This window comes from Parapedobacter defluvii (assembly GCF_014642075.1).
GTDB classification, from domain to species: Bacteria; Bacteroidota; Bacteroidia; order Sphingobacteriales; family Sphingobacteriaceae; genus Parapedobacter; species Parapedobacter defluvii.
In genome coordinates this window covers 1-22,416 of sequence record NZ_BMIK01000010.1, presented here as the reverse complement: position 1 = coordinate 22,416, position 22,416 = coordinate 1, and the positions used below count along the sequence as shown (strand labels likewise).

At 49.5% G+C, this 22,416-nt stretch carries 13 protein-coding genes; 8 read left to right on the top strand and 5 right to left on the bottom strand.

The features are described 5' to 3' along the window. Nucleotides 1–33 precede the first annotated feature (33 nt). The 4 genes from IEX60_RS14505 (at nucleotide 34) to IEX60_RS14490 (ending at nucleotide 6,953) form a co-directional block, all read left to right on the top strand. Nucleotides 34–1,008, top strand: coding sequence for a FecR family protein (locus tag IEX60_RS14505; RefSeq protein WP_188751856.1), 975 nt, complete (start codon nucleotides 34–36; stop codon nucleotides 1,006–1,008). A gap of 201 nt (nucleotides 1,009–1,209) precedes the next feature. Continuing rightward, nucleotides 1,210–4,485 (top strand): SusC/RagA family TonB-linked outer membrane protein, encoded by a 3,276-nt coding sequence (locus IEX60_RS14500; protein ID WP_188751854.1) that lies wholly within the window; start codon nucleotides 1,210–1,212, stop codon nucleotides 4,483–4,485. Between the two features lie 12 nt (nucleotides 4,486–4,497). Then, entirely contained in the window at nucleotides 4,498–6,057 is a 1,560-nt protein-coding gene (locus tag IEX60_RS14495; RefSeq protein WP_188751852.1) for a RagB/SusD family nutrient uptake outer membrane protein, read from the top strand. Between the two features lie 8 nt (nucleotides 6,058–6,065). Further along, nucleotides 6,066–6,953 (top strand): glycerophosphodiester phosphodiesterase family protein, encoded by an 888-nt coding sequence (locus IEX60_RS14490; RefSeq protein ID WP_188751850.1) that lies wholly within the window; start codon nucleotides 6,066–6,068, stop codon nucleotides 6,951–6,953. Between the two features lie 106 nt (nucleotides 6,954–7,059). Here the strand turns inward: IEX60_RS14490 and IEX60_RS14485 are convergent, their stop codons facing one another. After that, complete coding sequence (locus IEX60_RS14485) at nucleotides 7,060–7,866, bottom strand: class I SAM-dependent methyltransferase (RefSeq protein WP_229717575.1); 807 nt, start codon at nucleotides 7,864–7,866, stop codon at nucleotides 7,060–7,062. 92 nt (nucleotides 7,867–7,958) lie between these two features. On the opposite strand from IEX60_RS14485, the gene IEX60_RS14480 reads away from it, so the two are divergent. Then, on the top strand, nucleotides 7,959–9,449 hold the full coding sequence (locus IEX60_RS14480; protein ID WP_188751848.1) for a TPM domain-containing protein: 1,491 nt from the start codon (nucleotides 7,959–7,961) through the stop codon (nucleotides 9,447–9,449). 7 nt (nucleotides 9,450–9,456) lie between these two features. Here the strand turns inward: IEX60_RS14480 and IEX60_RS14475 are convergent, their stop codons facing one another. Continuing rightward, nucleotides 9,457–11,415 carry a sensor histidine kinase gene (locus IEX60_RS14475; RefSeq protein ID WP_188751846.1) on the bottom strand — a complete coding sequence of 653 codons (1,959 nt, stop codon included), beginning with the start codon at nucleotides 11,413–11,415 and terminating at the stop codon, nucleotides 9,457–9,459. A gap of 28 nt (nucleotides 11,416–11,443) precedes the next feature. Next, nucleotides 11,444–12,082 (bottom strand): response regulator transcription factor, encoded by a 639-nt coding sequence (locus IEX60_RS14470; protein ID WP_188751844.1) that lies wholly within the window; start codon nucleotides 12,080–12,082, stop codon nucleotides 11,444–11,446. A 224-nt stretch (nucleotides 12,083–12,306) separates the two neighbouring features. Here IEX60_RS14470 and IEX60_RS14465 point away from each other — a divergent pair, with 224 nt between their 5' ends. Beyond that, a complete protein-coding gene (locus IEX60_RS14465; protein WP_188751842.1) occupies nucleotides 12,307–12,471 on the top strand; it encodes a hypothetical protein in 165 nt (54 codons plus the stop codon). Here the strand turns inward: IEX60_RS14465 and IEX60_RS14460 are convergent. After that, nucleotides 12,449–14,371 (bottom strand): sensor histidine kinase, encoded by a 1,923-nt coding sequence (locus IEX60_RS14460; RefSeq protein WP_188751840.1) that lies wholly within the window; start codon nucleotides 14,369–14,371, stop codon nucleotides 12,449–12,451. The genes IEX60_RS14465 and IEX60_RS14460 overlap by 23 nt on opposite strands. A 37-nt stretch (nucleotides 14,372–14,408) precedes the next feature. After that, nucleotides 14,409–15,050: a response regulator transcription factor gene (locus IEX60_RS14455; protein WP_188751838.1), complete on the bottom strand. Its 642-nt coding sequence runs from the start codon at nucleotides 15,048–15,050 to the stop codon at nucleotides 14,409–14,411. Between the two features lie 241 nt (nucleotides 15,051–15,291). Between IEX60_RS14455 and IEX60_RS14450 the strand changes: the two genes are divergently transcribed. Further along, the gene (locus tag IEX60_RS14450; protein WP_444543944.1) at nucleotides 15,292–22,107 is read left to right on the top strand and encodes a CLIPPER-2 domain-containing protein; all 6,816 of its coding nucleotides are present in this window, start codon (nucleotides 15,292–15,294) and stop codon (nucleotides 22,105–22,107) included. Next, a partial coding sequence (locus IEX60_RS14445) for a CLIPPER-2 domain-containing protein (protein WP_188751832.1) occupies nucleotides 22,097–22,416 on the top strand: 320 nt, incomplete at its 3' end. The genes IEX60_RS14450 and IEX60_RS14445, both read left to right, overlap by 11 nt.

Sequence of the window (22,416 nt, the reverse complement as noted above, 5' to 3'; positions counted from 1 at the left end):
ACGGGATGTAATAAGGTAAAGACGAAGCAAACGTTGGATAAGAAAACATTTAAACAGCTCCTTGGCCGGTATTTGGCCGGTACCCCCACACCAAAAGAAAAACGCGCGATAGACCGCTGGTATGACGGCTTTCCGCTATTAACAGATAGCGATATCTTCCCGGATGAAGAGACGGAAAAGCAGGTGGCTGACTCGCTGTTTTCCAAAATCGATGCACAGCTCAGACCCGGTGAACGGAAGCAACGGCGGTTAATGCCACGCAGGCTGGTTGCTGCCGCCTCGGTATTCCTGATTGCCACCTTTGCGTATTGGATATTCCGGATGGTGTTGCCGATGGGAGCGGAAGAAACGGTGCATTACCTGACACTGGAAACCGGGGTACGGCAGGTGAAGCGGATTGTTTTGCCGGATAGTTCTGTGGTATGGTTGAATGCGAATACCGTAATCCGGGTACCTAAAGACTTTGATAAACGGCAGCAACGCCGGGTACTGCTGGATGAAGGGGAGGCGTCGTTCGAAGTAACTCACAATCCGGCTAAGCCTTTTACTGTAAGGAGTGGTGCATTGACGACCGAGGTGCTTGGTACCGTTTTCAGTGTGCGTAATTACGGGACACTGCCTGAATCGGCAGTGGAGGTGACGGAGGGTAAAGTGCGGGTGCGGGATAGTTTGGGTAACGTGCTGGCTCCCGAACTGCTGCCCGGCGAGCGGATGGTGATGAGCCGTGTTGACGGCTCGGTTGCCGTGGTACGGAATGCAGAGACATGGGAAAGCGATTGGCAACAGGGTGTCGTCCGCCTGCAGGATGCTACGGTAGCCGAACTGAAGCTTGTGTTACGGAATTATTTCGGGGCAACCCTCGTTCTGGACAACCCGGCGATCGGGGAACACCGGTTTAATTTGACCATACCTTCAACCTACAGCCTTGACCAGGTCATGAAAGTTATTTGTTCAATCCACCAAAGCCAATATAGGAGGGAAGCCAATGGGATAATCAGGTTGTATTAAAAAAGCCGGGTCCGCAACCTGCAGACCCGGTAGATTGCGCACGATGGTTCGTCAAAAAAGCTTGGAACCTGTCTGACCTGCCACGTGCATTCTGTTAAAGGGTAATTAACAAAATCATTCAAACTTAGATAAATTCAGGTTGATATGCAATATAATCAGGTTGAATATCAACGTGAATATCGAGGAAGAGCTAATCTTTTTATGAATATTCAAATCAGACATGGAATAAAAATCATGCGGATTTCTACGATCATTTACATGTGGTTGCTTTCAACTGTCCAACTTTTGCTTGCATATCCGTCTGATGGGCAGGTGCTCGGCAAACGGCTGGACATCAGTTTCGGGCGGACCACTTTACGAAATGCACTCTCGCAACTGGAACGGAAAGAAACGGTGTTCTTTGCGTATGAGTCAAAATTGCTGGCTGATGCCAACCCACAGGTGGGGCCGGTGCAGTTTACGAATGCATCACTTAAGGAGGTGCTTGATAATTTGCTTATCAACACCGGGTTAACCTACAAGGAGGAGGTGATTGGTACGGTTACATTACTGCGTAAACAGCGCAACGGCCGGGTGGCCGGAAAGGTTACGGACAGCCGCGGCGAACCGCTGTCGGGAGCTACGGTCCGCATCGGCGAATTGGGACTGAGTACCAGTACCGACCGGGAAGGGAATTACAGTCTTGCCGTACAACCGGGAAGCTACACGGTTTCTGCTTCATTTATTGCGTATGTAAAACAGGAAAAGTCAGCGGTTGTGGTCAAGGAAGACGGTCGTACAACGGTCGATTTCGTACTTGCTGATGAGCAGGGTGCCTTGCAGGAAGTGGTTGTGGTAGGGTACGGTACGCAGCAGCGCGGTGACCTGACGGGGTCCGTTGCCTCGGTACGGGGTGCCGAAATCAGTGAGATACCAACCACGAATCCCATACAAGCGCTGAAGGGCAAGGCAGCGGGCGTTGATATTTTCAACAGCGGTAATGAGCCCGGAGGAGGAATTGATATCCGGATCCGGGGAGAAAAATCCATCTCGGGATCCAATAGTCCATTGATCGTGCTGGATGGTATTCCCATGGCAGGGGGGCTCAACGAAATTAATCCCCAGGATATTTCTTCGATTGAAGTTCTCAAAGATGCCTCGGCAACCGCGATATACGGTTCCCGGGCGTCTAATGGTGTGGTGCTGATTACGTCCAAGCGCGGTGAACTGGGTAAAACCCGTATCAGCTACGATGGATATTATGGAATATCCCAATTGAGTAATAAGCTGGATTTGATGGACGGTGAGCAGTTTGCGCAATTGCGCCGTGAAGCAAACCGGACAGCTTCGGCCGATGGTTCCTATCCTGCCGACAAAACATTGTTCGACGATATCGCCCTGCAGTCCCTTGCAAATGGCGTATCGACCGATTGGCAGGATTTTGCCTATCAGAATGGCAACAAACAGAACCATCAGCTGGCTTTCAACGGTGGTGGCGAACGTACCCAGTTTGCGGTCTCACTGAACTATTACGGTGAAGATGGCTTGTTGGAGGGTGTGTTTTACCGCAGAGGTGGCCTGCGCGTTAACCTGGATCACCGGGTGAATGACCGGCTCAAATTCGGTGTATCTTCTTTTGCAAGCCGGTCAAAACAGACCGTGCAGACCAATGATATTTACGACAACATCGTTAGGCTTAATCCACTGGGTGTGCCCTATGATGAAGAAGGAAACGCACGCTTCCGGCCGACAAATGACGAGGGGCAACGGGTGAATCCACTTTCGGATCTCGAAAACCAGCTTGACGAACGTTTTAGAACACGGCTTTTCGCAAGTGTATTCGGTGAATACCAATTGGCTAAGGGATTCAAATACCGGCTGAATGTAGGGCCTGAACTTGAGTACGGCAAACGGGGTTATTTTTATGGATCACAAACCACCGTTACCCAGGGTGGGCTGAACCAGGCGGGTGTGAGTGATTCGGATATTTTCTCGTTTACCGTGGAGAACATCCTCGATTTTGACCGCCGGTTTGGTGAAAACCACCGGGTGCAGGCTACTGCATTGCAGAGTTACCAGGAACAACAGGCGAAAACTGCGTCTACAAACGTAGCGAATTTACCGTATGACTCGCAACTGTATCACGCGCTCAACACGGCCGGGGAAATCCGAAGCGTAGGAAGCAACTACCAGAAATGGCAGCTGCTGTCTTACATGGCCCGGGTGAACTATGATTTCCGGGGCAAATACTTTGCGACCGTGACTGCACGTACCGATGGCTCATCCCGTTTTGCTCCGGGTAATAAATGGAGTTTTTTCCCGTCGGCGGCATTGGGATGGCGGATCAGTGACGAACAGTTCCTTGCTGATAGCAAATGGCTGAGCGACCTGAAACTGCGCCTTAGCTACGGGGTAACCGGCAACACGGGCATTGAACCCTACCAAACATTCAGCCTGCTGGATAAGACTGCTTATGCATTTGGAAGTTCCGGCGGTGCCGGCTTCCTGCCAAGCACCATCTCCAATCCGGATCTCAAGTGGGAGACGACCAGCCAGCTGAACCTCGCCCTGGATTTCGGTCTGTGGAAGAACAGGCTCTCGGGCACCGTTGAGGCCTATCAGGCGGATACCAAAGATCTGCTGCTCTACCGGAGTCTGCCGGGCAGTACGGGGTTTGAGGAAGTGCTGCAGAACATCGGAGCACTCAGCAACAAGGGGATAGAACTGACGGTGAATGGAACGGTAATCGAGAAAAATGATTTTTCGTGGGAAGTGGGACTTAATTTCTCGCGCAACCGCAATGAAATCGTTGACCTCTTCGGCACGGGAGCAGACGATGTCGGAAATGGTTGGTTTATCGGCCATCCGATCCATTCCTTCTACGACTACCGTAAAATCGGTATCTGGCAGCTCGATGAGGCGGAAAAGGCGGCATCCTATGGATTCCGACCGGGAATGATCAAGGTGGAAGATGTGGACGGAAATGGTAAGCTGGACGCAGACGATCGGGTGATTCTGGGATCGCAGACCCCGGATTGGGTAGGGGGCTTGACCACCCGCTTGGTTTACCGGGAGTGGGAGCTCTCTGCGGTTCTGCATGCCCGACAGGGATACCTGACCAGTTCAAGCTGGTACAACAACAGCAACCGCCTGGCCGGTCGGTATAATAACTTAAATGTGGATTACTGGACACCTGAAAATCCGACCAACGCCAATCCACGTCCCGATGTTAACCAGGAATCGGTATACCTCGGCTCCACGCTGGCTTACAAAGATGCCAGCTTCGTACGGGTGCGCAACCTCGCGCTGGCCTACCGCTTTCCCGTAAGCTGGACGGATCGTTGGGGCATTCAGGGACTGCGTATCCACGTAACAGCGGAGAATCCATTCACGTTCACCCCGTATGAAGGGTATGACCCGGAGTTCGAAACCTCCGGCGAACGGGCCATGTATCCGTCTGCCAAACTTTATTCATTCGGTATCAATGCGACGTTCTAAAAACTAGAAACCATGTCAAAACAACGTAATTTAACAATATCCACCCTGTATCGGGTGCTGATTTGCCTGATAGTGAGTTTTACAGCGTTTTCTTGCAGCCTGGAAGAAAAGCCGTTGTCTGAAGCTACACCGGACATGCTGTATAATACCCCTAATGGCATCCGCGACGGGGTAAACGGTGTCTATTCTGTGCTGCGCGACCTGTATGGATCCCAGCAGGGGTTTACATTGACCACGTTCGGCACTGATCTATTTATGCATGGAAAGGATGGTGGATATAAATCGATGGATTTATACAGCACGGAGCTGGACCCGTCCCTGTCCTACCTATACGATGTGTGGTCCCGCTGTTACCGGGCCATCAACGGGGCGAATGCCGTATTGGAACGTGTTGATGCCGTGGATATTCCCGACAAGCTGAAGGACCAGTACCGTGCAGAGGTGCGATTTTTGCGTGCGCACTTTTACTATTGGCTTACCCTGCAGTTTGGTGACGTGGTGTGGACAGATAAGGAAACCAAAGGTGTCATCACCGACGCGGGGCGTACGCCGAAGACAGAGATTTGGCAGCACATGAAGGAGGATACCCAGTTTGCAGTGGATCATTTGGACTGGACGCCTGCTGCGTACGGCAGGGTGTCCAGAGGCGCTGCTCTGCACCAACTGGCTGCCGTATTGCTGCTACTCGGCGAAAATGCCGCTGCCGCACAAGCCGCTGAACAGGTGATCGATGAAGGGCCCTACGGCCTGTTGGATAGCTACGCATCGGTATTTGACTATAACAATCAGGAAAACAAGGAAATTGTATTCGCTGTGCAGTATACGAAAGAGGTGCTTAACAATGGATCCGGTAATCAGGGCCATGCATTTTTTACGCCTGCATACGACCAATTTGCCGGACTGGCGCGCGATGTGAACCAGGGAGGACGCCCGTATGCCCGGTTCAGGCCCACGCCGTTCTTCATCGGATTGTTTGAGGAAAATGATACCCGTTTCGACGTTACCTTCCGTCGCCATTGGTTTTACAACAACCCCGCAACGTTGCCCGCAGGTAAGGCAATAGGCGACACGGTGGTGTGGGAAATTGCACCCGGCGTATTCTCTACCACGGCACCCAATGGAGTCAACATGCACTGGGGGATCAAGAAGCACGACGACCCCACCCGTGCGAGTGTGCAGGACCTTGCCGGATTCCGGGATTTTTTTGTCTACCGCTTGTCAGAAACCTATTTATTGGCAGCTGAAGGATACCTGCTTGCCGGAAATCCGGTCAAATCAGCGGAATACCTGAATGCGGTACGGCGGCGGGCATCGAAACCAGGTACATCGCTGGAACCCGTCGATGCGGCTGACATTAATTTGGATATTGTGCTGGACGAGCGTGCCCGCGAACTTGGAGGCGAAGAGAAGCGGTGGATGGACTTAGCACGCACGGGAAAACTCGTTGAACGTGTGAAACGGTACAACGCGAATGGTGCCTCAAACATTGCAGACTACCATGCAATAAGGCCCATTCCCCAACAGCAGCTTGATTTGAGCACAGGTGAATTCCCACAGAATACAGGTTATTAAAATCAATAATGATGTACAGATTTCAAATGAATTACGGCCGGAAAGCCGAAAGACGCGGTTTCCTGTCGACGGGGTTGCTAGTCCTATTTTTCACTTCGGTGGGGTATGGTCAGATCCGCACGGATTCGCTGCTTCGTATCTTTCTATACCAACCCGATCAGGTGCTGGTGGCTTCCCATAGGGGAAACCACGTGTCTCATCCTGAAAATTCGCTGCCTGCTTTTAAAGCGGCGGTACAGGCCGGGGCAGCGGTTCTGGAGCTGGATGTCAGGCAATCCAAAGATGGACACTTGGTGGTATTACATGACCGGACGGTAGACCGTACAACCGATGGGAAAGGTAATGTAGCAGACCTGACGCTAAGTGAATTGAAAAGGCTCCATCTGCTGTTTGACGGAAAACCTACGGCGTGGCGTATCCCGACATTTCAGGAAGCATTGGAGGCAGTGAAAGGTGATGTGCTGGTGGATATCGATTTCAAGGCGGATACAGAGGAGGCTGCGGAAGCATGTTACCAAATTGTGGAGCAACTCCATATGGAGCGGCAGGTATTGTTTTTTCTGTACGATCCGACATGGGTGCCCCGTTGCCTTTCCCGCAATCCTGAAATTAAGGTGATGCCGCGTGCGCGCAATGCAGAGATGGTCTATACCCTCCTGAACGAACCGCGTGTGCGGGTGATCCATATTGATGATTCGTTTTACAGCGATGAGCTCGCCCGGGACATGCGGGATAGAGGAGTACGGGTATGGGCCAATTCACTGGGCAATGCCGACCGTACCGCCCTAGAAAAAGAGGGTGATTTCGAAGGTTTTTTTGACCGGATGCCACTCGTGAACATCGTGCAGACAGACTACCCACAGGCATTGGTCAACTTTCTTACTACGAAAAACTAACACCTCTCGCTGCGTACAAGCAGTCGAAGCTTGGTAACCTGAGAACCCGGGGAGTATTCTCCGGGTTTTTTGTGAACGCCCGTTCCGATCGGGCAGCGTCCCACCGTTATTGGGATTTCGTTGCAACAAGTGAGTAGACGAGGGGGATTTTATTTCCCCATTTTTTGATGCGGAATTTTCCGTTCTCGGCTTCCATGGAACCGACAAAAATGTCGTAGGGCGAATAATCAAATTCTTCAAACGATTGAATTTGCAATCCACTGCCGATCAGTGAACGGATTACTTCGCTTAAGCTGTGGTTCCAGGAAATATCCGTGAGTTGACCGTCGGGTTTTCCGTCTGTGTAGGAAAGATCTTTAATAGCTACAATCGGAGTGTCTTTGAAGTAATTGTAGGTGATTTCGTTCAGGTCATCGTCAAACATCCAGATATAGGGATGAAATTCTACAAAGACGAATTTTCCATCGGCTTTCATGAAATGAGAAACAATGTATGCCCATTGGTTCAAATCCGGGAGCCAGCCGATTGTTCCATACGATGCGAAAACGATATCAAATTTTTCATGTAAATGATTGGGTAAATCATAGATGTCGCAGCAAATGAATGTTGCATCGTGCTGTATTTGCTGAGCTAGTTTACGGGCGTAATCGATGGCTTTATCCGATAGATCGATGCCGGTTACTTCCGCGCCCATTCTGGCGAGGGAAAGCGAATCCTGCCCGAAATGGCATTGAAGGTGCAATACCTTTTTTCCTCGCACGTCGCCCAATAATCCAAGCTCTATTGATTTCAATGATGATTTTCCTTTCAAAAAACCCTTTACATCATAAAACCGGGAATTGAAATGCAGTTCAGCCCGTTTATTCCAGGAATTCCGGTTCTTTTCTAAATAATCCGGGTGCAGTGACATCATGCGAAGGTATCAATTCTATGCGCAATTCCAACTAGCTGAAATACCCCTGTTTTCGGCTATTCCCTTCGCCTTGGGAATCTTTATCTTTGGCGATGATGTTAATCCGGCAAATAACGTTCACGCTTATTCATGGGTTGCTATTATGCGCGATGATGTGCCCGGTGGCGGTTGCTCAATACAGCCTAACAGCGATACCGAATCCGAAACAACAGGGACAGGATTTTTTCGTCAGTAATCCCGAAAACATACTGAGTGGTTATACGGTAGATTCCCTGAATGCGTTGGCACGTGAAATAGAGGGACAGACAACGGCAGAAGTGGCGATTGTGGCGATTTCTGATTTTGTGGGCGACGATGATTTTGAATTTGCGCTGGAGCTTTTCCAGACCTGGGGCATCGGTAAACGGGAAAACGACAATGGACTGCTCTTGTTCATTGCAACGGAACGTAGGGCCTACCGGTTCATTACGGGCTATGGAACGGAGGCGGTGCTGCCCGATGCGCTGCTGAAACGGATCGGGGAGCAATATTTAGTGCCCGAATTCCGGCTGGGCAACTACGATGCGGGTATGCTGGCAGCGATTTCGGCCATCCGGGATATCCTCCTGAACCCCGAAAGCACGGATGAATTACAGGCAGAAATGCGGCAACAGTCGTTTTTCTACCGCTACCAGGATGTAGGGGGCTATTCGTTGATGATCATCGTATTGACCTTTATCGCGATGAAGTGGATCGGATATGTTGCGGAAAGAAAGGTCGTAAAGAATAAGCGATATAAATCCGTCGGGCAGAATGGAATAGCTGCGGTTGGTGGATGCGGATGCATGCTGATGATCTTGTTTATCGGGGTATTTGCCTTGTGGTTTACGGGGATGCAACCGGAAGTCATTTTTCAGGCAAACCTGATTCCGTGGTACCTGGCGGTGGGTGGTAGCCTGGCGATTGCGATCAAGTATTCAAAAGGTGAGGAGTACATCCGAAAGGCATACCGCGATGACAAAAACCGCCTTTCAGCACTGGCAACTTATCACCGCTGGATGATACTACCCCTGTTGCTATCGCCCCTGTCATTGGTTGGCCTGCTCGTATTTCTGAAGCGCAGGAATGCAATGCAGGTGAGGTTTATACCGCCCGATGATTCGGGCAATTGGAAACGGCTGGACCGCGATCAGTTGAAAACAAAAACAGACTTGTTAGACAACGGGCAACTCAGTGAAGAGAAAATCCTGTCGCGCAGCTACCAAATCTGGGAGCATGTGCAAACCGGTGAAATTAAGACAGTGGGATGGGACGGATTACGTAAGAAAAACTTCTCCGAATGTCCTTCATGCCACTACCGCACCTTGAAAAAGCCATATGTGAAAACCATCAAAGCAGCAACCTACAGTGCTCCGGGTGAAGGTGAACGCATCGAGGAATGTGCATTTTGTGATTACCGGGTTTCGCTGGGCACGGTTGTAATCCCGAAAAAGGTACACCGTTCATCGTCATCCTCAGGAAGCGGCTCTTCCTCCGGCGGGGGCAGCAGCGGCAGCTTCGGCGGAGGTAGCAGTGGCGGAGGTGGAGCAGGAGGTAGGTGGTGATTGAGATTCAATGTTGGTTTATTTTGAGCGGTATAGTTACTACAATTTCTGTTCCGTTGTTGCCGGAATGGAGGTCTGCCTTGCCGTTTAGGTATTCCACACGACGCCAAATGGATTTTAAGCCTAACGATGGCCTACTGTTTTTCAATTTGTGAATTTCCCCTCCCCGTCCGTTATCTTTTATGGACAACACGAGGTTGTCTGTTTCTTGATAAATTAAGATATTGACTTCTTTTGCTTTGGCATGCTTGATGATATTGGTTACAGCTTCTTGTACGATTCGGAGCAACGCAATCCGCGTGTCCATACCCACGTGAGACAATGCGCCGTCATCGATGTGAATGGATTTGTTGTATCGGCTTTCAGGTAATGCGCTGTCTACTAATAGTTTAATCCGTTGTTCAAAAGATTGTTCGTCTTGCTCCTCGCTGGCGTTGAACCATTCGTGGCTTTTGTTTCGGGCTGCTTCGTAAGCAAGGGTGACCTCCGATTGCAGGGTGCTCAGTTCGCTTTTCAGTACCGCATCACCGGCATCCATGGCCAGTATCTCTAATTTGTGGCGGATGGCGGCCATGGACGCGGAAAGGCCGTCGTGAAGGTCTTGCCCAAGCCGCTGCTGCTCGTCCTTTATCGCTTGACGCTTTGCCTCCTCCATTGCGATTACCTGTAGGTTGGCGGCATTGTTGAGCGCATCAATCTGTTCTTTTGCCTTGCGGCTGCGGCGCAGCATAGTCAGGTAAATAGTCAATACGCTTATCGCTGCAATGGCAGAGATGATAACCAGCCAGCGTGTGCGTTCTTGTTTCACTTGTTCGGCCCGTTGAAGGGCAATGGCGTTGTGTTCGGCTTGCGTAAACGCATAAAGCAGATTGCTCGATTCGGCCATCAGGTTTGCATGCACATCGCGCTCATATTGCAGCGCATCGGAAAGCCATTCGTAGGCACTCCGGTAGTCGTTAGTTAGGATCGCTAATTTGGCCTTGAATTCAGAAACTTCGGCGCTTTGGCTTTTGCCGAAATTTGGTGAAGACGCGTATTTTTCAATATAGTACCCTAGGCTGTCCTTGTTAGCCAATCGCAGGTAGTGTTCGATACGGAAGCGTATCAGATTAATGTCGATAAAGTTGGTCGCTTGGTCTTTGTATATGGTTTTCAGTTGCTCCATGCGGTTTAGGAGTTCTCCGGCATCGTCGTATCGACGTTCGAAGTTGGCAACGGAGAGTTCGATGTCAATCATCAATAAATCATTGTACAACAATTGCGGCCTACTGAGTGTGTCGCTCCTTTTCAGTATGGTGCCGATTTCTTTGGCCAGCAATGCTGTTTTGTATACGGATAGCGTATCATTCATTTTGATATATCCCATCGTAACAGGTGATAGGATATACATGGCGTTTAGTCCAACGGAGTTGTCGACAAGCCCTTGTCGCAAGAGCCCCGGTAAGCTTTCCAGGTAGTTGCGCTCGGTGTTGAATACGGCGATAACTTTATCGTATAACCTTAGTTCTTGGTAGATTTTGGTTAGTTGCAGTTGCGCGATCAGCGGATGTTCTTCGCCAATGCCTTTATAGGCTTCCGCAATCTTTTCGGCATAATAAATGGAAGCTCCCTTTTGTTTCGCCATTCGTGCATTGTTGAAAAACAGGTAGAAGTAGTTGACACGGTCACGGCCATGTTTGGGGTCGTTCCATGCGATTTCTTCATAGAGACGGAGCAGGTCGACCAATTCGTTGGTCTCAAAACGCTTGCCTTCAGATAGTAGTTGGTGAACTAAAGAATCGGCCTTAGTTAGGTATTGATCAGCCGTCAATCGTTGTAAATGGTAGTCATTATTCAGTTTTTCGAAGGCAAGCTTTTCCCGCGATATCTGTTGGGCGCTTACCATTTGTCCCATTCCCATCGTCAGAAAGAAAAACAGGGCTTGAAGCTCAACAACTATTTTGATGCGGTCAATTTTAATGTTCATGAATTGCAATTAGTTTTCGTGGTAACAATTAGATCAATTCATGCAGACGGGCATACGCCAATAATTGGGTGATGGATGTAGAATTTGTTTTCTGCATCAATTTTCGGCGATGAGAAATTATGGTATGTTTACTCAGGTTCGTTTTTTCAGCGGTTTCAGCGACAGACAGACCCAATGCAAACAACTGAAGGACTTCAATCTCTCTGGCAGTAAATCGGATAGCAGCCGGCGGGAGATCCGGTTGGGGAATCCGTGCTCGGATCTCCGGACACAAATAAGGTTCGCTGCGTTCTATATGCCTGATACATTCCACAATGATGTCTGAGCTGGAAGATTTGCTGATGAACCCGTTAGGCAGAAATGTACGGATATGATCAATAACCGCGGGCGAGGTGACGCTGCTCGCGATGATTATACGCGATTGTTTGTTGATGCGTCGAGTTTCTTCGATCAGGGGCAGCGCGTTCCGGTTGGGCAAATAATAATCAAGAAAGCAATAAGTAAGGGTGTGATAATATTTTGTGAGGTAGCTTTTGTACGCCTTCTCTCCTGTAAAGCCCATAACGGTGTCAAACAAGGCCAACTGTTCCAACATGGCTGCAAATGATTCAACAAATAACAAATGATCGTCAAAAATGACAGCTAAACGATTTTGTTTTTGGTGCATTGGTTGTTAACTATAAAGTTAATTGATTGTTGTTAATCGACACAAAGTTACGTATTCATTTTGCATCGTGCGAAAAAGGTTGGTAGCAAAAAAAGGTGATTTTAACCAATTTTATTCGCCTATTTAGGTGTTTTTCTAATGAAGTTAGGAGGAATCCGATTAAATATGGGTACCTTGTACGATAGTTGTTCTTTAGATAAGTATTCGTACTAATTAAGTGAAAAATGACAACAAGTGATGATAGCATGCCATTTAACAAAATGGACATTTTAAATGCGATTGAATTCTTTGGTGTAAATGAGTTGTTGGATGCCATCGGATTTGAACGGATTGAAAGGTATCTCCAGGAAGTACAGGAAGATATCGTTAAGACGATGACAACGGAATAGACACTTCGACCTCCGTGCCGGCGGTAGTAGAGGTTCTGATGTTTGCCGTTCCACCTAGATTTTTAGCGCGTTCGTAGATTGATCGGATGCCAAGACCACTTATATTTCTTGATGAAGATCCCCATCCACGGCCATCGTCCGATATGGTCAAGATCAAATGGTCGCCCTCTCCATACAGTAAAACCGAGACGGTCTTTGCTTTCGCATGTTTGAGGATATTGGTAATGGACTCTTGGATGATCCGAAGCAATTCAATCTTCATCTCGGTTTGTACGTTACCAAGGACATAGTCATCAACCTGAACGTTGGTACTAACTCCGTTTGTCGCCCGGAAAGCAGTATCCAGTAGTTTTTCGATTCGGGTTTTAAATAGGGTCTCCTGGAATAGTTCAGCATCTTGGTACCATTGATGGCTTTTGCCCCGGGCGATTGCATAAGCATCATTCACTTGGTTTTCGATGCTGGCCAGGCGGGATACAAGTGGATCGGAAGGATTGGTTAGGCACAATAAATCAAGTTGGTGTTTGATGCCGGCTAAGGTAGATGAAAGCCCGTCATGCAGTTCGCGCGCCAGCCGTTTCTGTTCTTCTTGGATAGCCTGTGCTTTGATTTCTTCCATGCTAGCAATTTGAGCATTTGCTATTTCCTGAAGGCTAGCGATACGGTTTTTGGCTTGTTGCTTCTCTTTTCTCATGTATAAGTATACACCTAATACAACCGCAATCGCCAATGCCGATATGGCAACTATCCATTGGATGTGTTTTCGTTTTTCACGCTCTGCATGCTCCAACGCCAATTTATTGGATTCAGCTTCGGTGTAAGCGTAGAGCAAATCATCGAGTTCTTCCATAAGGGTTGATTGAGCCTTGCCGTTTTCTTCCAATGCTTTTCCAAGCAACTCGTACGCCTGTTTGTAATTATTCTGCAAGGCTGCCAATCTTGCCTTGTAGGTGTTGACCACCGCCGGTTGCGTGTCTGAAAATGTAGGAGTGGTTTCATAACGTTTTACATAGATGGCAGCACTATCCAAGTTGCCAATATGTATGTAATGGCCGGTGCGCCATTCCATCAGGTTGTAATCGATGAATCCTGTTGCCTGATCGCTATATGTCTCTTTTAAGGCGGTTATTTCATCAAGTAACCTTTCGGCCTTTCCGTAATCTTGCTGTATACTGGCTAGTACGAAATCAAACTCCAACAGGGCAAAATCCGCGAGCAGCATGTTACCACGGTTTACTGGGTAACGTTGTGTGAGCTGTTTACCGATTTGAGTCGCCAACGTATAGACTTCCATTACCTGAGCCGTGTCTTTTAGGTTAGCGTACGCATTCATAACAGCAGAAAGTACTTGGAGGGCATCCAAACCAGCTTTGAAAGCGGTTGTGTCGCTTTGTAGGATATGCAACACGTTGTGTACCGCTTGCTCGCTCTTTTTGTAAGTTTGAATGATTTTTTTGTAATTTTTTTGAATGGAAAAAATATAGGTCTTTACGGCAAGTTCGATAAGCGGCCGGGGATCGTTTTGCCGATCGGCCTCTTGGGTTACTTTTTCCGCAAAATACATGGCAGCCCCCCGAAGATTGGCCATGTGTGCGTTATTCAATTGGATTAAATAATAATCGACCCGGAAATGTCCTGGAACGTTTCGATTCCAAGCAATATTTTGATAGAGTTTGAGATGATGAAGCAGCGTGTCAACCGGGAAAAATACTCCCTGTGCCAGCAAATGGCTGGTAAGTGAATCAACACGTTTGAGGTATGAAGTATCCGTTAGTTGTCCCTGGTGGTAGGCTTGATTGATGTCATTGAATTGCTCCTGTGCCTGTACATTTGACGGTATCATTATCAGCAAGAATGCAGATAGGGCAAGGGTAGTCAATAAGCTGATCATATTATGCATGGGGAGTGTAAAAAATTTAACGGCAAAGTTAAATAAATTAAATGAGCCCGCAGCGCCGTGCATAAGCGAGTAGCTCCGCGATCGATTTGGCGTCGATTTTATGCATCATCTTGCGGCGGTGAGACACGATGGTATGTCTACTGAGATTGGTTCGGTTGGCAGTTTCTGCAATGGACAAGCCGCTGGCGAAGAGGGCGAGCATTTCCAGTTCTCTTGCCGTAAAAGGAATACGATCGATCGTCGTATTTCCATTACTAACAATATGCCGTATATCCGGACAAATATAGGTGTTTCCTTTTTTTATTTCTTGCAGGCATTCCAATACAGTCGTTATACTGGAAGTTTTACTCAAGAAACCCTCGGGTTGATACGTAATTATGTTTTCGATAATTGCGGGTGTGGTTACGCTGCTGATAATGATGATCCGTGCTTTTTTATTCAGACGACGTGTTTCGTTGATGAGCGACAAGGCATTTTTTTCGGGCAGGTAGTAGTCCAGAAATAGGTAAATGGGTTTGTTGTAATTCTGCACTAGGAAGCTGACATAATCACTTTCTCTGGAAAAAACCTGTACGGAGTGAAAAATGCCAAGGCGTTCAAGGATGGCAGCAAAAGATTCAGCAAAGAGTAAATGATCGTCAAATACGATGGCAGGTGGTTTTTCTGTTGAATGATGCATTTGCTTCGCTGTTATTGTAGGAATGACTGGTAATTTTACTTGGGCAAAGTTAATGATTCGTTAAGCGATCATGAAGTATTGTTTGTAGCAAAAATATGCTATTTTAATAGGGTTTGATGGCAATTTTTTGTTGTTATTATGCGTGTGCCTGCTAAAAAAAAAGAGAAACCTGTACTCTTGTCCCTGAAATCAAAAATTGGGATATCCCCTCAAGTTTTGATTGATTTATATCTGGATCTCTATGAAAAAAATCTACCATTTTCTGTTAGGGCTTTCTTGCCTACTGCTTTGTTTTTTATTTTCAATTAATTCGGCTTTCGCTGACGGATCGAAGGATTTGTATCCGAGTGGGGCTTCGGGTGGAAGGGCATTTCTGTATAGTAATAACTATACAGGGTCTTTAGGAGTTACCATGAATTCTTGGCCTTTTAAATCGGTAGGGACTCACTATGCCTATGTTCGAGTTGGAGAAGTTTTACACGCAGCTTCCAGCGCGCAGGGCTTAGGAAATGGGAAAGTTGTGTTCACAGCGCCAGATGGTACTGAATATGAAAGCGAAATCGGTAACGCAACCGGGCAGATTGCTAATAGAGCTGCTGAATTGGCGGGGCCCAGACTATCTTCGCAAGGCAACGGGGGAGACCGATATACTACATTCAATAGAACAGCCGCTAGCAATCAGGAGGGAATTTGGCGCATCGATTTCTATCCGGTTGGAGATGTGAATAGCTCCACTACACCGAGTGTAGCAAATATTGCTGCAATCGGAAATTGGTCTCAAAGCACTTCCGGAGCCGGTACGTTATTGATTGCCGCTTGGGATGTGTCGGTAGAATCCGCAGGAAACTGGGTGCCCGGACGTGTTTATACAAATGTATTGAACATGCATATAAACAGTTCACAATCGGGTTACTATGGCGTTACGTATGTTTTGACCAAAGATGGGTATATTTATCGTGTAAATAATAACGGGAGTAATGGAATAGGTTTTACGTTCTTTGCTAACAACCTGGGATTCGTTGATCCTGTAAGCGGTGAATTGTTATACAAAAGTTTGCCTGAGTCTTCTTCTTCATACTTAAATGGTCGGGTACACAATCCGAATACGGAGGACGATGACCGCAACATAACCCATAAGTTATTTTATACCTTGCCGGCGGACGATCTACCCGCTGTAGCCAGTGGCGCTGTGCCAGGAGGGGAGACTTGGCTATGGGATGAGCCGGTTGAACCCGATGTGAGTGATGTCGAAGTCTCTGGGGTGGATGGGACACCGGGGCAGGTAAGCAACAAAGGAGGGTATATCACTTTTAAAGCTGGGGCACAAGGCCAGTACACGATAGTAATCGAAAGCCCTACCGATGCCTTTCCTGAACGGTCTCTTCGAGGGGCTGCTGTTACGGGCACCAATCAGGTGTTTTGGGATGGAAAGGATGGAGATGGCGATCCGTTGCCCGAAGGAAATGTGCCTGCAACGATATCCGTTCAATTGCAGGGTGCCGAAGTGCACTTTCCTTACTTCGATGTGGAATACAATGAGAACGGAATCGTCATCGAATTGCTTGATAAAGATAACTTAAACAACGTTATTTCAGATTTGGTGTACTGGGATGACTCTGATATACCGAATGTTTCTGGAGCTTCGAATAACCCCGATCCAAAGAATAACAGCCACCTGCCGCCGACCAATAGCCTGGGGGAACACAGTAACACCAATGGGCATGCTTTTTCCAATAATTTTGGCAACGAGCGTTCGTTGGACACGTGGACGTTCATCTTGGGCGAAAAAGAGACGGTGAATACCAACGTGGTAGTCAACATCGCCGATCTGGAAGTATCGAGCATTACATCCAACGTTACGGGCAATATTTCGGTGGGCGATGAGTGGACATATACGAGCGTTATCCATAACCACGGGCCGAGTGCTGTGGCCACCAATACCGATCCGGACCTCGGACCCGTTACACAGGGAGCAAGGTTTAGGTTGTACGTGCCTGACGGGGTGACCATCGATACCGATCCGACATCGATTTCATTTACTTCGGACTGTGCTACGCTAGTCGGTACACCGACTTTTGTGGATGGTGTCTTCGAAGCGATAGTGGATATGCCTGCCGATTGCGAGGCAACAATCGTGGTAAGTGCTACGGCCACGGGAGCCATCACCGAAAACAGTGGTAATGTGTATGTTTGGTCTACGATATTACGACCAAATGATTATACGGATATCGACGCTACAAACCCCGATCCCGATATACCACCGACCGATCCGTTTTTCGAAGCGCAAGGGATCGGTATGGAGTATTCGGATGTAGCGGCGTTGGATCCTGAATCTGTCAACCTGACCCAAACCAACAACATCAAGCTGTATTCGCAATTGGCGATGGTCACAGACCTTGCTATTACAAAGGAAGTCTCGGCGGGGCCTTGGCAAGTGCAGACTCCTGTTACGTTTGCGATTACGGCCAGTAACAACGGACCTTCGGACGCTACCGGAGTGTTGGTGAGCGACTTGTTGCCATCCGGGTACACGTTCATCTCTGCAAATGCATCGACAGGTGCGTATGATGCGTCTACAGGGGTATGGACAATCGGTAACCTGCCTGCCACAGCCGGTAGTAATGAGGAGACGCTTGAAATTGTCGCTGAAATCAATGCGACCGGAGATTACCTCAATCAGGCAGTTATTTCCGGGAATGAGTTTGACAGTAATACGACAAATAACCAAGACGATGCCGGAGTTACGGCTCCAATTGCAGCAAGTGCAGATTTGGTTATAACAAAATTGGTAAGCAATGATCGCCCTGCGGTAGGATCGTCGTTGACTTTTACCATAACAGTGCAGAATGATGGGCCTTCGCGAGCAACGGACGTGGTGGTCAATGACGTAGTGCCTAACGGGTATACGGTTACCGCAGTAACGGTTGAAGAGGGGACATGGACTGCACCCAATTGGGAAATTCCCTCGTTAAACAGTGGCGAATCCTTGAATATGGAAATTACGGCAATCGCAGCCGCATCAGGGACCTATGATAATACAGCAACAGCTGATGCAAATGAGGACGATCCGGATGAATCTAATAATACCGATGAGGTATTGGTAGCGTTGGCCAACCCATCGCTTTCCATCGCGAAGTCAACTAATTTTACTGGTTTTGCTTCTGTAGGTCAGTTGGTCGAGTACTTTTTTACGGTAACCAATACCGGTAATGTAACCATCGAGAACATCGTGGTTAATGATCCGCTATTGGGGGGGAGTATAGACAATGCGAATACCGACGCAAGTGCTCCGTGGCCTACGGCGGTAGGCGTATTGGCTCCCGGTGAATCGGTGATGCTGAAGGCTCAATATGTGGTAGAGGAATCGGATGTGATAGGCACAACCGTGGTGAACACCGCGACGGTAAGCGGCAATGATCCGACCGATCCTGGTGAACAGCTGGATCCCGTAACCAGTAATTCGGTAACAATAAACATGTTCGATCCGTGCGCCATCTCGCCGACCAACCCCGATTCGGATGGCGATGGCATTGCGGACGCTTGTGATTTGGACGATGATAATGACGGCATTTTAGATATTGATGAATGCCCGTATGTGCCCAATCCCGTCATGGTGGTCAATACCGACCAAGGTGAATTGCTGGAATACAACACGGCCACAAATACCTTTGTAACCCTTTGTTCGGGAATTACCATCGAGGGAGGTTTTGTCGGCGACATCGCGATGGATGCCAATGGCGATATCTGGGGCATTACTAATACAAATCGATTGATCAAAATCGATCCCAATAACTGTACGGTTACAGACATCGTTCCTGACCTGGGCTTTAGTGGGAATGGTCTTTCCTTTTTGCCGGATGGCAATTTGCTGGCCGGTGGAGGAGGTGATGCCTTGGTACGGAAAATTGATGTCGTGGGCGGCACGTATACAACGTCCGTTTGGGCCGATTTCAGTTCGGGGAACTCAAATGGCGATTTTATTTATATCGATGGCAAAGTTTACGTCTTGTGGTTTGATCCAACCACGAACCCTACATATCCATTGCTGATCGAGGTTGTCGTTAACGAGAACTACGATTATCTTTCACATACGGTATTGGGTACGTTGCCCCGGTATACTTGGGGGCTCGCCAAAGTGAACGGTAACGAATTGTATGGGGTGACTGGCATCGGGGTCGACGGCTATCCCAATCCCGAAGGAACGGTTGTCCGTATCAATACTGACCCTTCATTTTCTTGGACGACGACGACTTCCTTCCATCAGCGATTTTTTGGCGCTACGTCAAGCGATGAGGCCGTTTTGGAATGTGACACCGATGGCGATGGGATTCCGGATCGCTTGGATTCCGATTCGGATAACGACGGTTGTCCGGATGCGGTGGAATACTATGGTTCGCTTGATGCTATAGGCGCCGACGGTGGCTTTTATGGCGAAGGGAACCCACCAGCTGTGGATGCGCAGGGTCGTGTGGAAGCTGCTTCCTATACCGGAGGTTATACGAATGCTGTTGTTGCTACCCAAATAAGTGTGGAAACATCGCCCGATGACGTTACCGCAAATGCAGGTACGGAGGCAACCTTTGTTGTTGATGCCAGCGCCCTTCAGACAACCGCGTTTGAAAATGGTAATCCCGATTATACGGTTCCGCCAGCCAGCGATGTGAGTGCTGGTCTAATTTACCAATGGCAGGTGAGTGTAGATGGGGGAAGTACCTGGACAAACCTCGCCGAAAGCGAACCATATGAGGGAACAAGTACGGCATCGCTGACCATTACCAATGTAACGATTGATTTGCACACCTACCAATACCGTGTTGAGATTACCCATGATGCGCACATTTGTCCGGCTTTCTCGGATGCGGCGGTGCTAACTGTTCCCAGTGCGGATGTAGCTGTAGAGAAAGAAATCTCCAATGCGACTCCGGATATCGGAACTGATGTGACTTTTACCATCACGGTAATAAATAACGGCTTTGACGACGCCACAGGCATCGAAGTGCTGGATATGTTGCCTTCGGGTTATACCTATGTGAGCCATACGGGCGAGGGAACGTATGATGAGGCGACCGGCGTTTGGGTGGTCGGCGATCTTGGTGTCGACGAAGAAGTTTCCTTGGCTGTTGTGGCCACAGTGAACGAAGTTGGGGAATACAAGAACGTAGCGGTTGTTTCTGCACAAGAGTATGACCCTACTCCTGAAAACAATGAATCGTCGGTAACTCCTGATCCGGTTGCCAACCCATCACTGTCGTTCGTGAAGACGGGCGACCTTTCTGCCGATGGTAATACCATCGAATACACATTCACGGTGACCAACACGGGCAACGTGACGCTGACGGACATCACCGTCAACGATCCTAAAATCGTGGGAGCGATCACCCTCGATGTGACCGAACTGGCTCCCGGCGAAGTGGCCACGGGCACGGCCACCTACACGGTAACGCAGGAGGAGAAGGACGCGGGCGAGGTGGAGAACCTTGCCACGGTTACGGGCACGCCTCCGATGACCGATCCGGATAATCCGGCTGAACCCACAGACCCTGTGTCATCGACCCCGGATGTGGACAATCCCGGTACGCCGGGCGGTCCGGGTGTGCCGACGGAGGTAGGGATACCCGCCAACCCATCACTGTCGTTCGTGAAGACTGGGGTACTGTCTGCCGACGGCAATACGATCACCTATACATTCACGGTAACCAACACGGGGAACGTGACGATGGATGACATTACTGTAAGCGACCCGAAGATCACGGGCTCAATAACTTTAGACGAGACGACCCTAGCTCCGGGCGAAGTGGCCACGGGTACGGCCACTTACACGGTAACGCAGGAGGAGAAGGACGCGGGCGAGGTGGAGAACCTTGCCACGGTGACGGGTACGCCGCCAACGACGGACCCTGCCGATCCGGCCACGCCGATCACACCCGTGCCATCGACCCCGGATGTGGACAATCCCGGAACACCGGGCGGTCCGGGTGTGCCGACGGAGGTAGGGATACCCGCCAACCCATCGCTTTCGTTTGTGAAGACGGGGGTACTGTCTGCCGACGGCAATACGATCACCTATACATTCACGGTAACCAACACGGGGAACGTGACGATGGATGACATTACTGTAAGCGACCCGAAGATCGCGGGCTCAATAACTTTAGACGAGACGACCCTAGCTCCGGGCGAAGTGGCCACGGGTACGGCTACTTACACGGTAACGCAGGAGGAGAAGGACGCGGGCGAGGTTGAGAACCTTGCCACGGTGACGGGCACGCCGCCAACGACGAACCCGGCTGACCCATCCGAACCGATCACACCCGTGCCATCGACCCCGGATGTGGATAATCCCGGCACGCCGGGCGGTCCGGGTGTGCCGACGGAGGTAGGGATACCCGCCAACCCATCACTGTCGTTCGTGAAGACTGGGGTACTATCTGCCGATGGCAACACGGTAACCTATACGTTCACGGTAACCAACACGGGGAACGTGACGATGGATGACATTACTGTAAGCGACCCGAAGATCGAGGGTGCGATTACGGTTACCCCGGCCACGCTCGCTCCGGGCGAAGTGGCCACGGGTACGGCCACCTACACGGTAACGCAGGAGGAGAAGGACGCGGGCGAGGTTGAGAACCTGGCCACGGTGACGGGCACGCCGCCGTTCGATCCGGTGGACCCAAGCCAGCCGGGCGGACCGATCGATCCTGTTCCATCAACGCCGGATGTGGACAACCCGGGCACGCCGGGCAATCCGGGCGTACCGACCGAGGTGGAAGTACCGGCCGCCCCTGCGCTGTCGTTAACGAAAGGTGTCACAAGCGAAGGGCCATACGAATTAGGAGATTACCTCAATTTTGAAATTATTGTCCGCAACACGGGCAATGTGACGCTGACGGATGTCACGGTCACGGACGACAATGCGGAGATTGTATCGGGCAGCCCGATAGCGAGCCTGAAGCCGAATGCTTCTGCAACGGTCATCGCACGCCATCANGGACACGCCGGACCAGCCGAACGATCCGACGGTGGTCGAGCTGACGCAGAATCCGTCGTTGTCCCTTAAGAAACGGGCAACAAGCGAGGGTCCGTATGAATTGGGCGACTACATCAACTTCGAGATCGTTGTTAAGAACACGGGCAACGTTACGCTGACGGACGTGACGGTCACGGACGACAATGCGGACATCGTGTCGGGCAGCCCTGTAGCAACCCTTAAGCCGAACGCTGTTGCCACGGTTATTGCGCGCCATCAAGTAACGCAGGATGATATCGACGCGGGCAAGGTTGTCAACCAGGCGAAGGTTACGGGCATGGATCCGGATGGCAACCCGACACCGGAAGTTCCGTCGGACAACCCGGACACGCCGGACCA

Coding starts and splice junctions, on each gene's coding strand:
- IEX60_RS14480 (WP_188751848.1), top strand. CDS start 7,959: ATGATGTTAATCCGGCAAATAACGTTCACGCTTATTCATGGGTTGCTA.
- IEX60_RS14455 (WP_188751838.1), bottom strand. CDS start 15,050: ATGCATCATTCAACAGAAAAACCACCTGCCATCGTATTTGACGATCAT.
- IEX60_RS14490 (WP_188751850.1), top strand. CDS start 6,066: ATGATGTACAGATTTCAAATGAATTACGGCCGGAAAGCCGAAAGACGC.
- IEX60_RS14475 (WP_188751846.1), bottom strand. CDS start 11,415: ATGAACATTAAAATTGACCGCATCAAAATAGTTGTTGAGCTTCAAGCC.
- IEX60_RS14485 (WP_229717575.1), bottom strand. CDS start 7,866: ATGATGTCACTGCACCCGGATTATTTAGAAAAGAACCGGAATTCCTGG.
- IEX60_RS14500 (WP_188751854.1), top strand. CDS start 1,210: ATGAATATTCAAATCAGACATGGAATAAAAATCATGCGGATTTCTACG.
- IEX60_RS14465 (WP_188751842.1), top strand. CDS start 12,307: ATGACAACAAGTGATGATAGCATGCCATTTAACAAAATGGACATTTTA.
- IEX60_RS14495 (WP_188751852.1), top strand. CDS start 4,498: ATGTCAAAACAACGTAATTTAACAATATCCACCCTGTATCGGGTGCTG.
- IEX60_RS14470 (WP_188751844.1), bottom strand. CDS start 12,082: ATGCACCAAAAACAAAATCGTTTAGCTGTCATTTTTGACGATCATTTG.
- IEX60_RS14460 (WP_188751840.1), bottom strand. CDS start 14,371: ATGCATAATATGATCAGCTTATTGACTACCCTTGCCCTATCTGCATTC.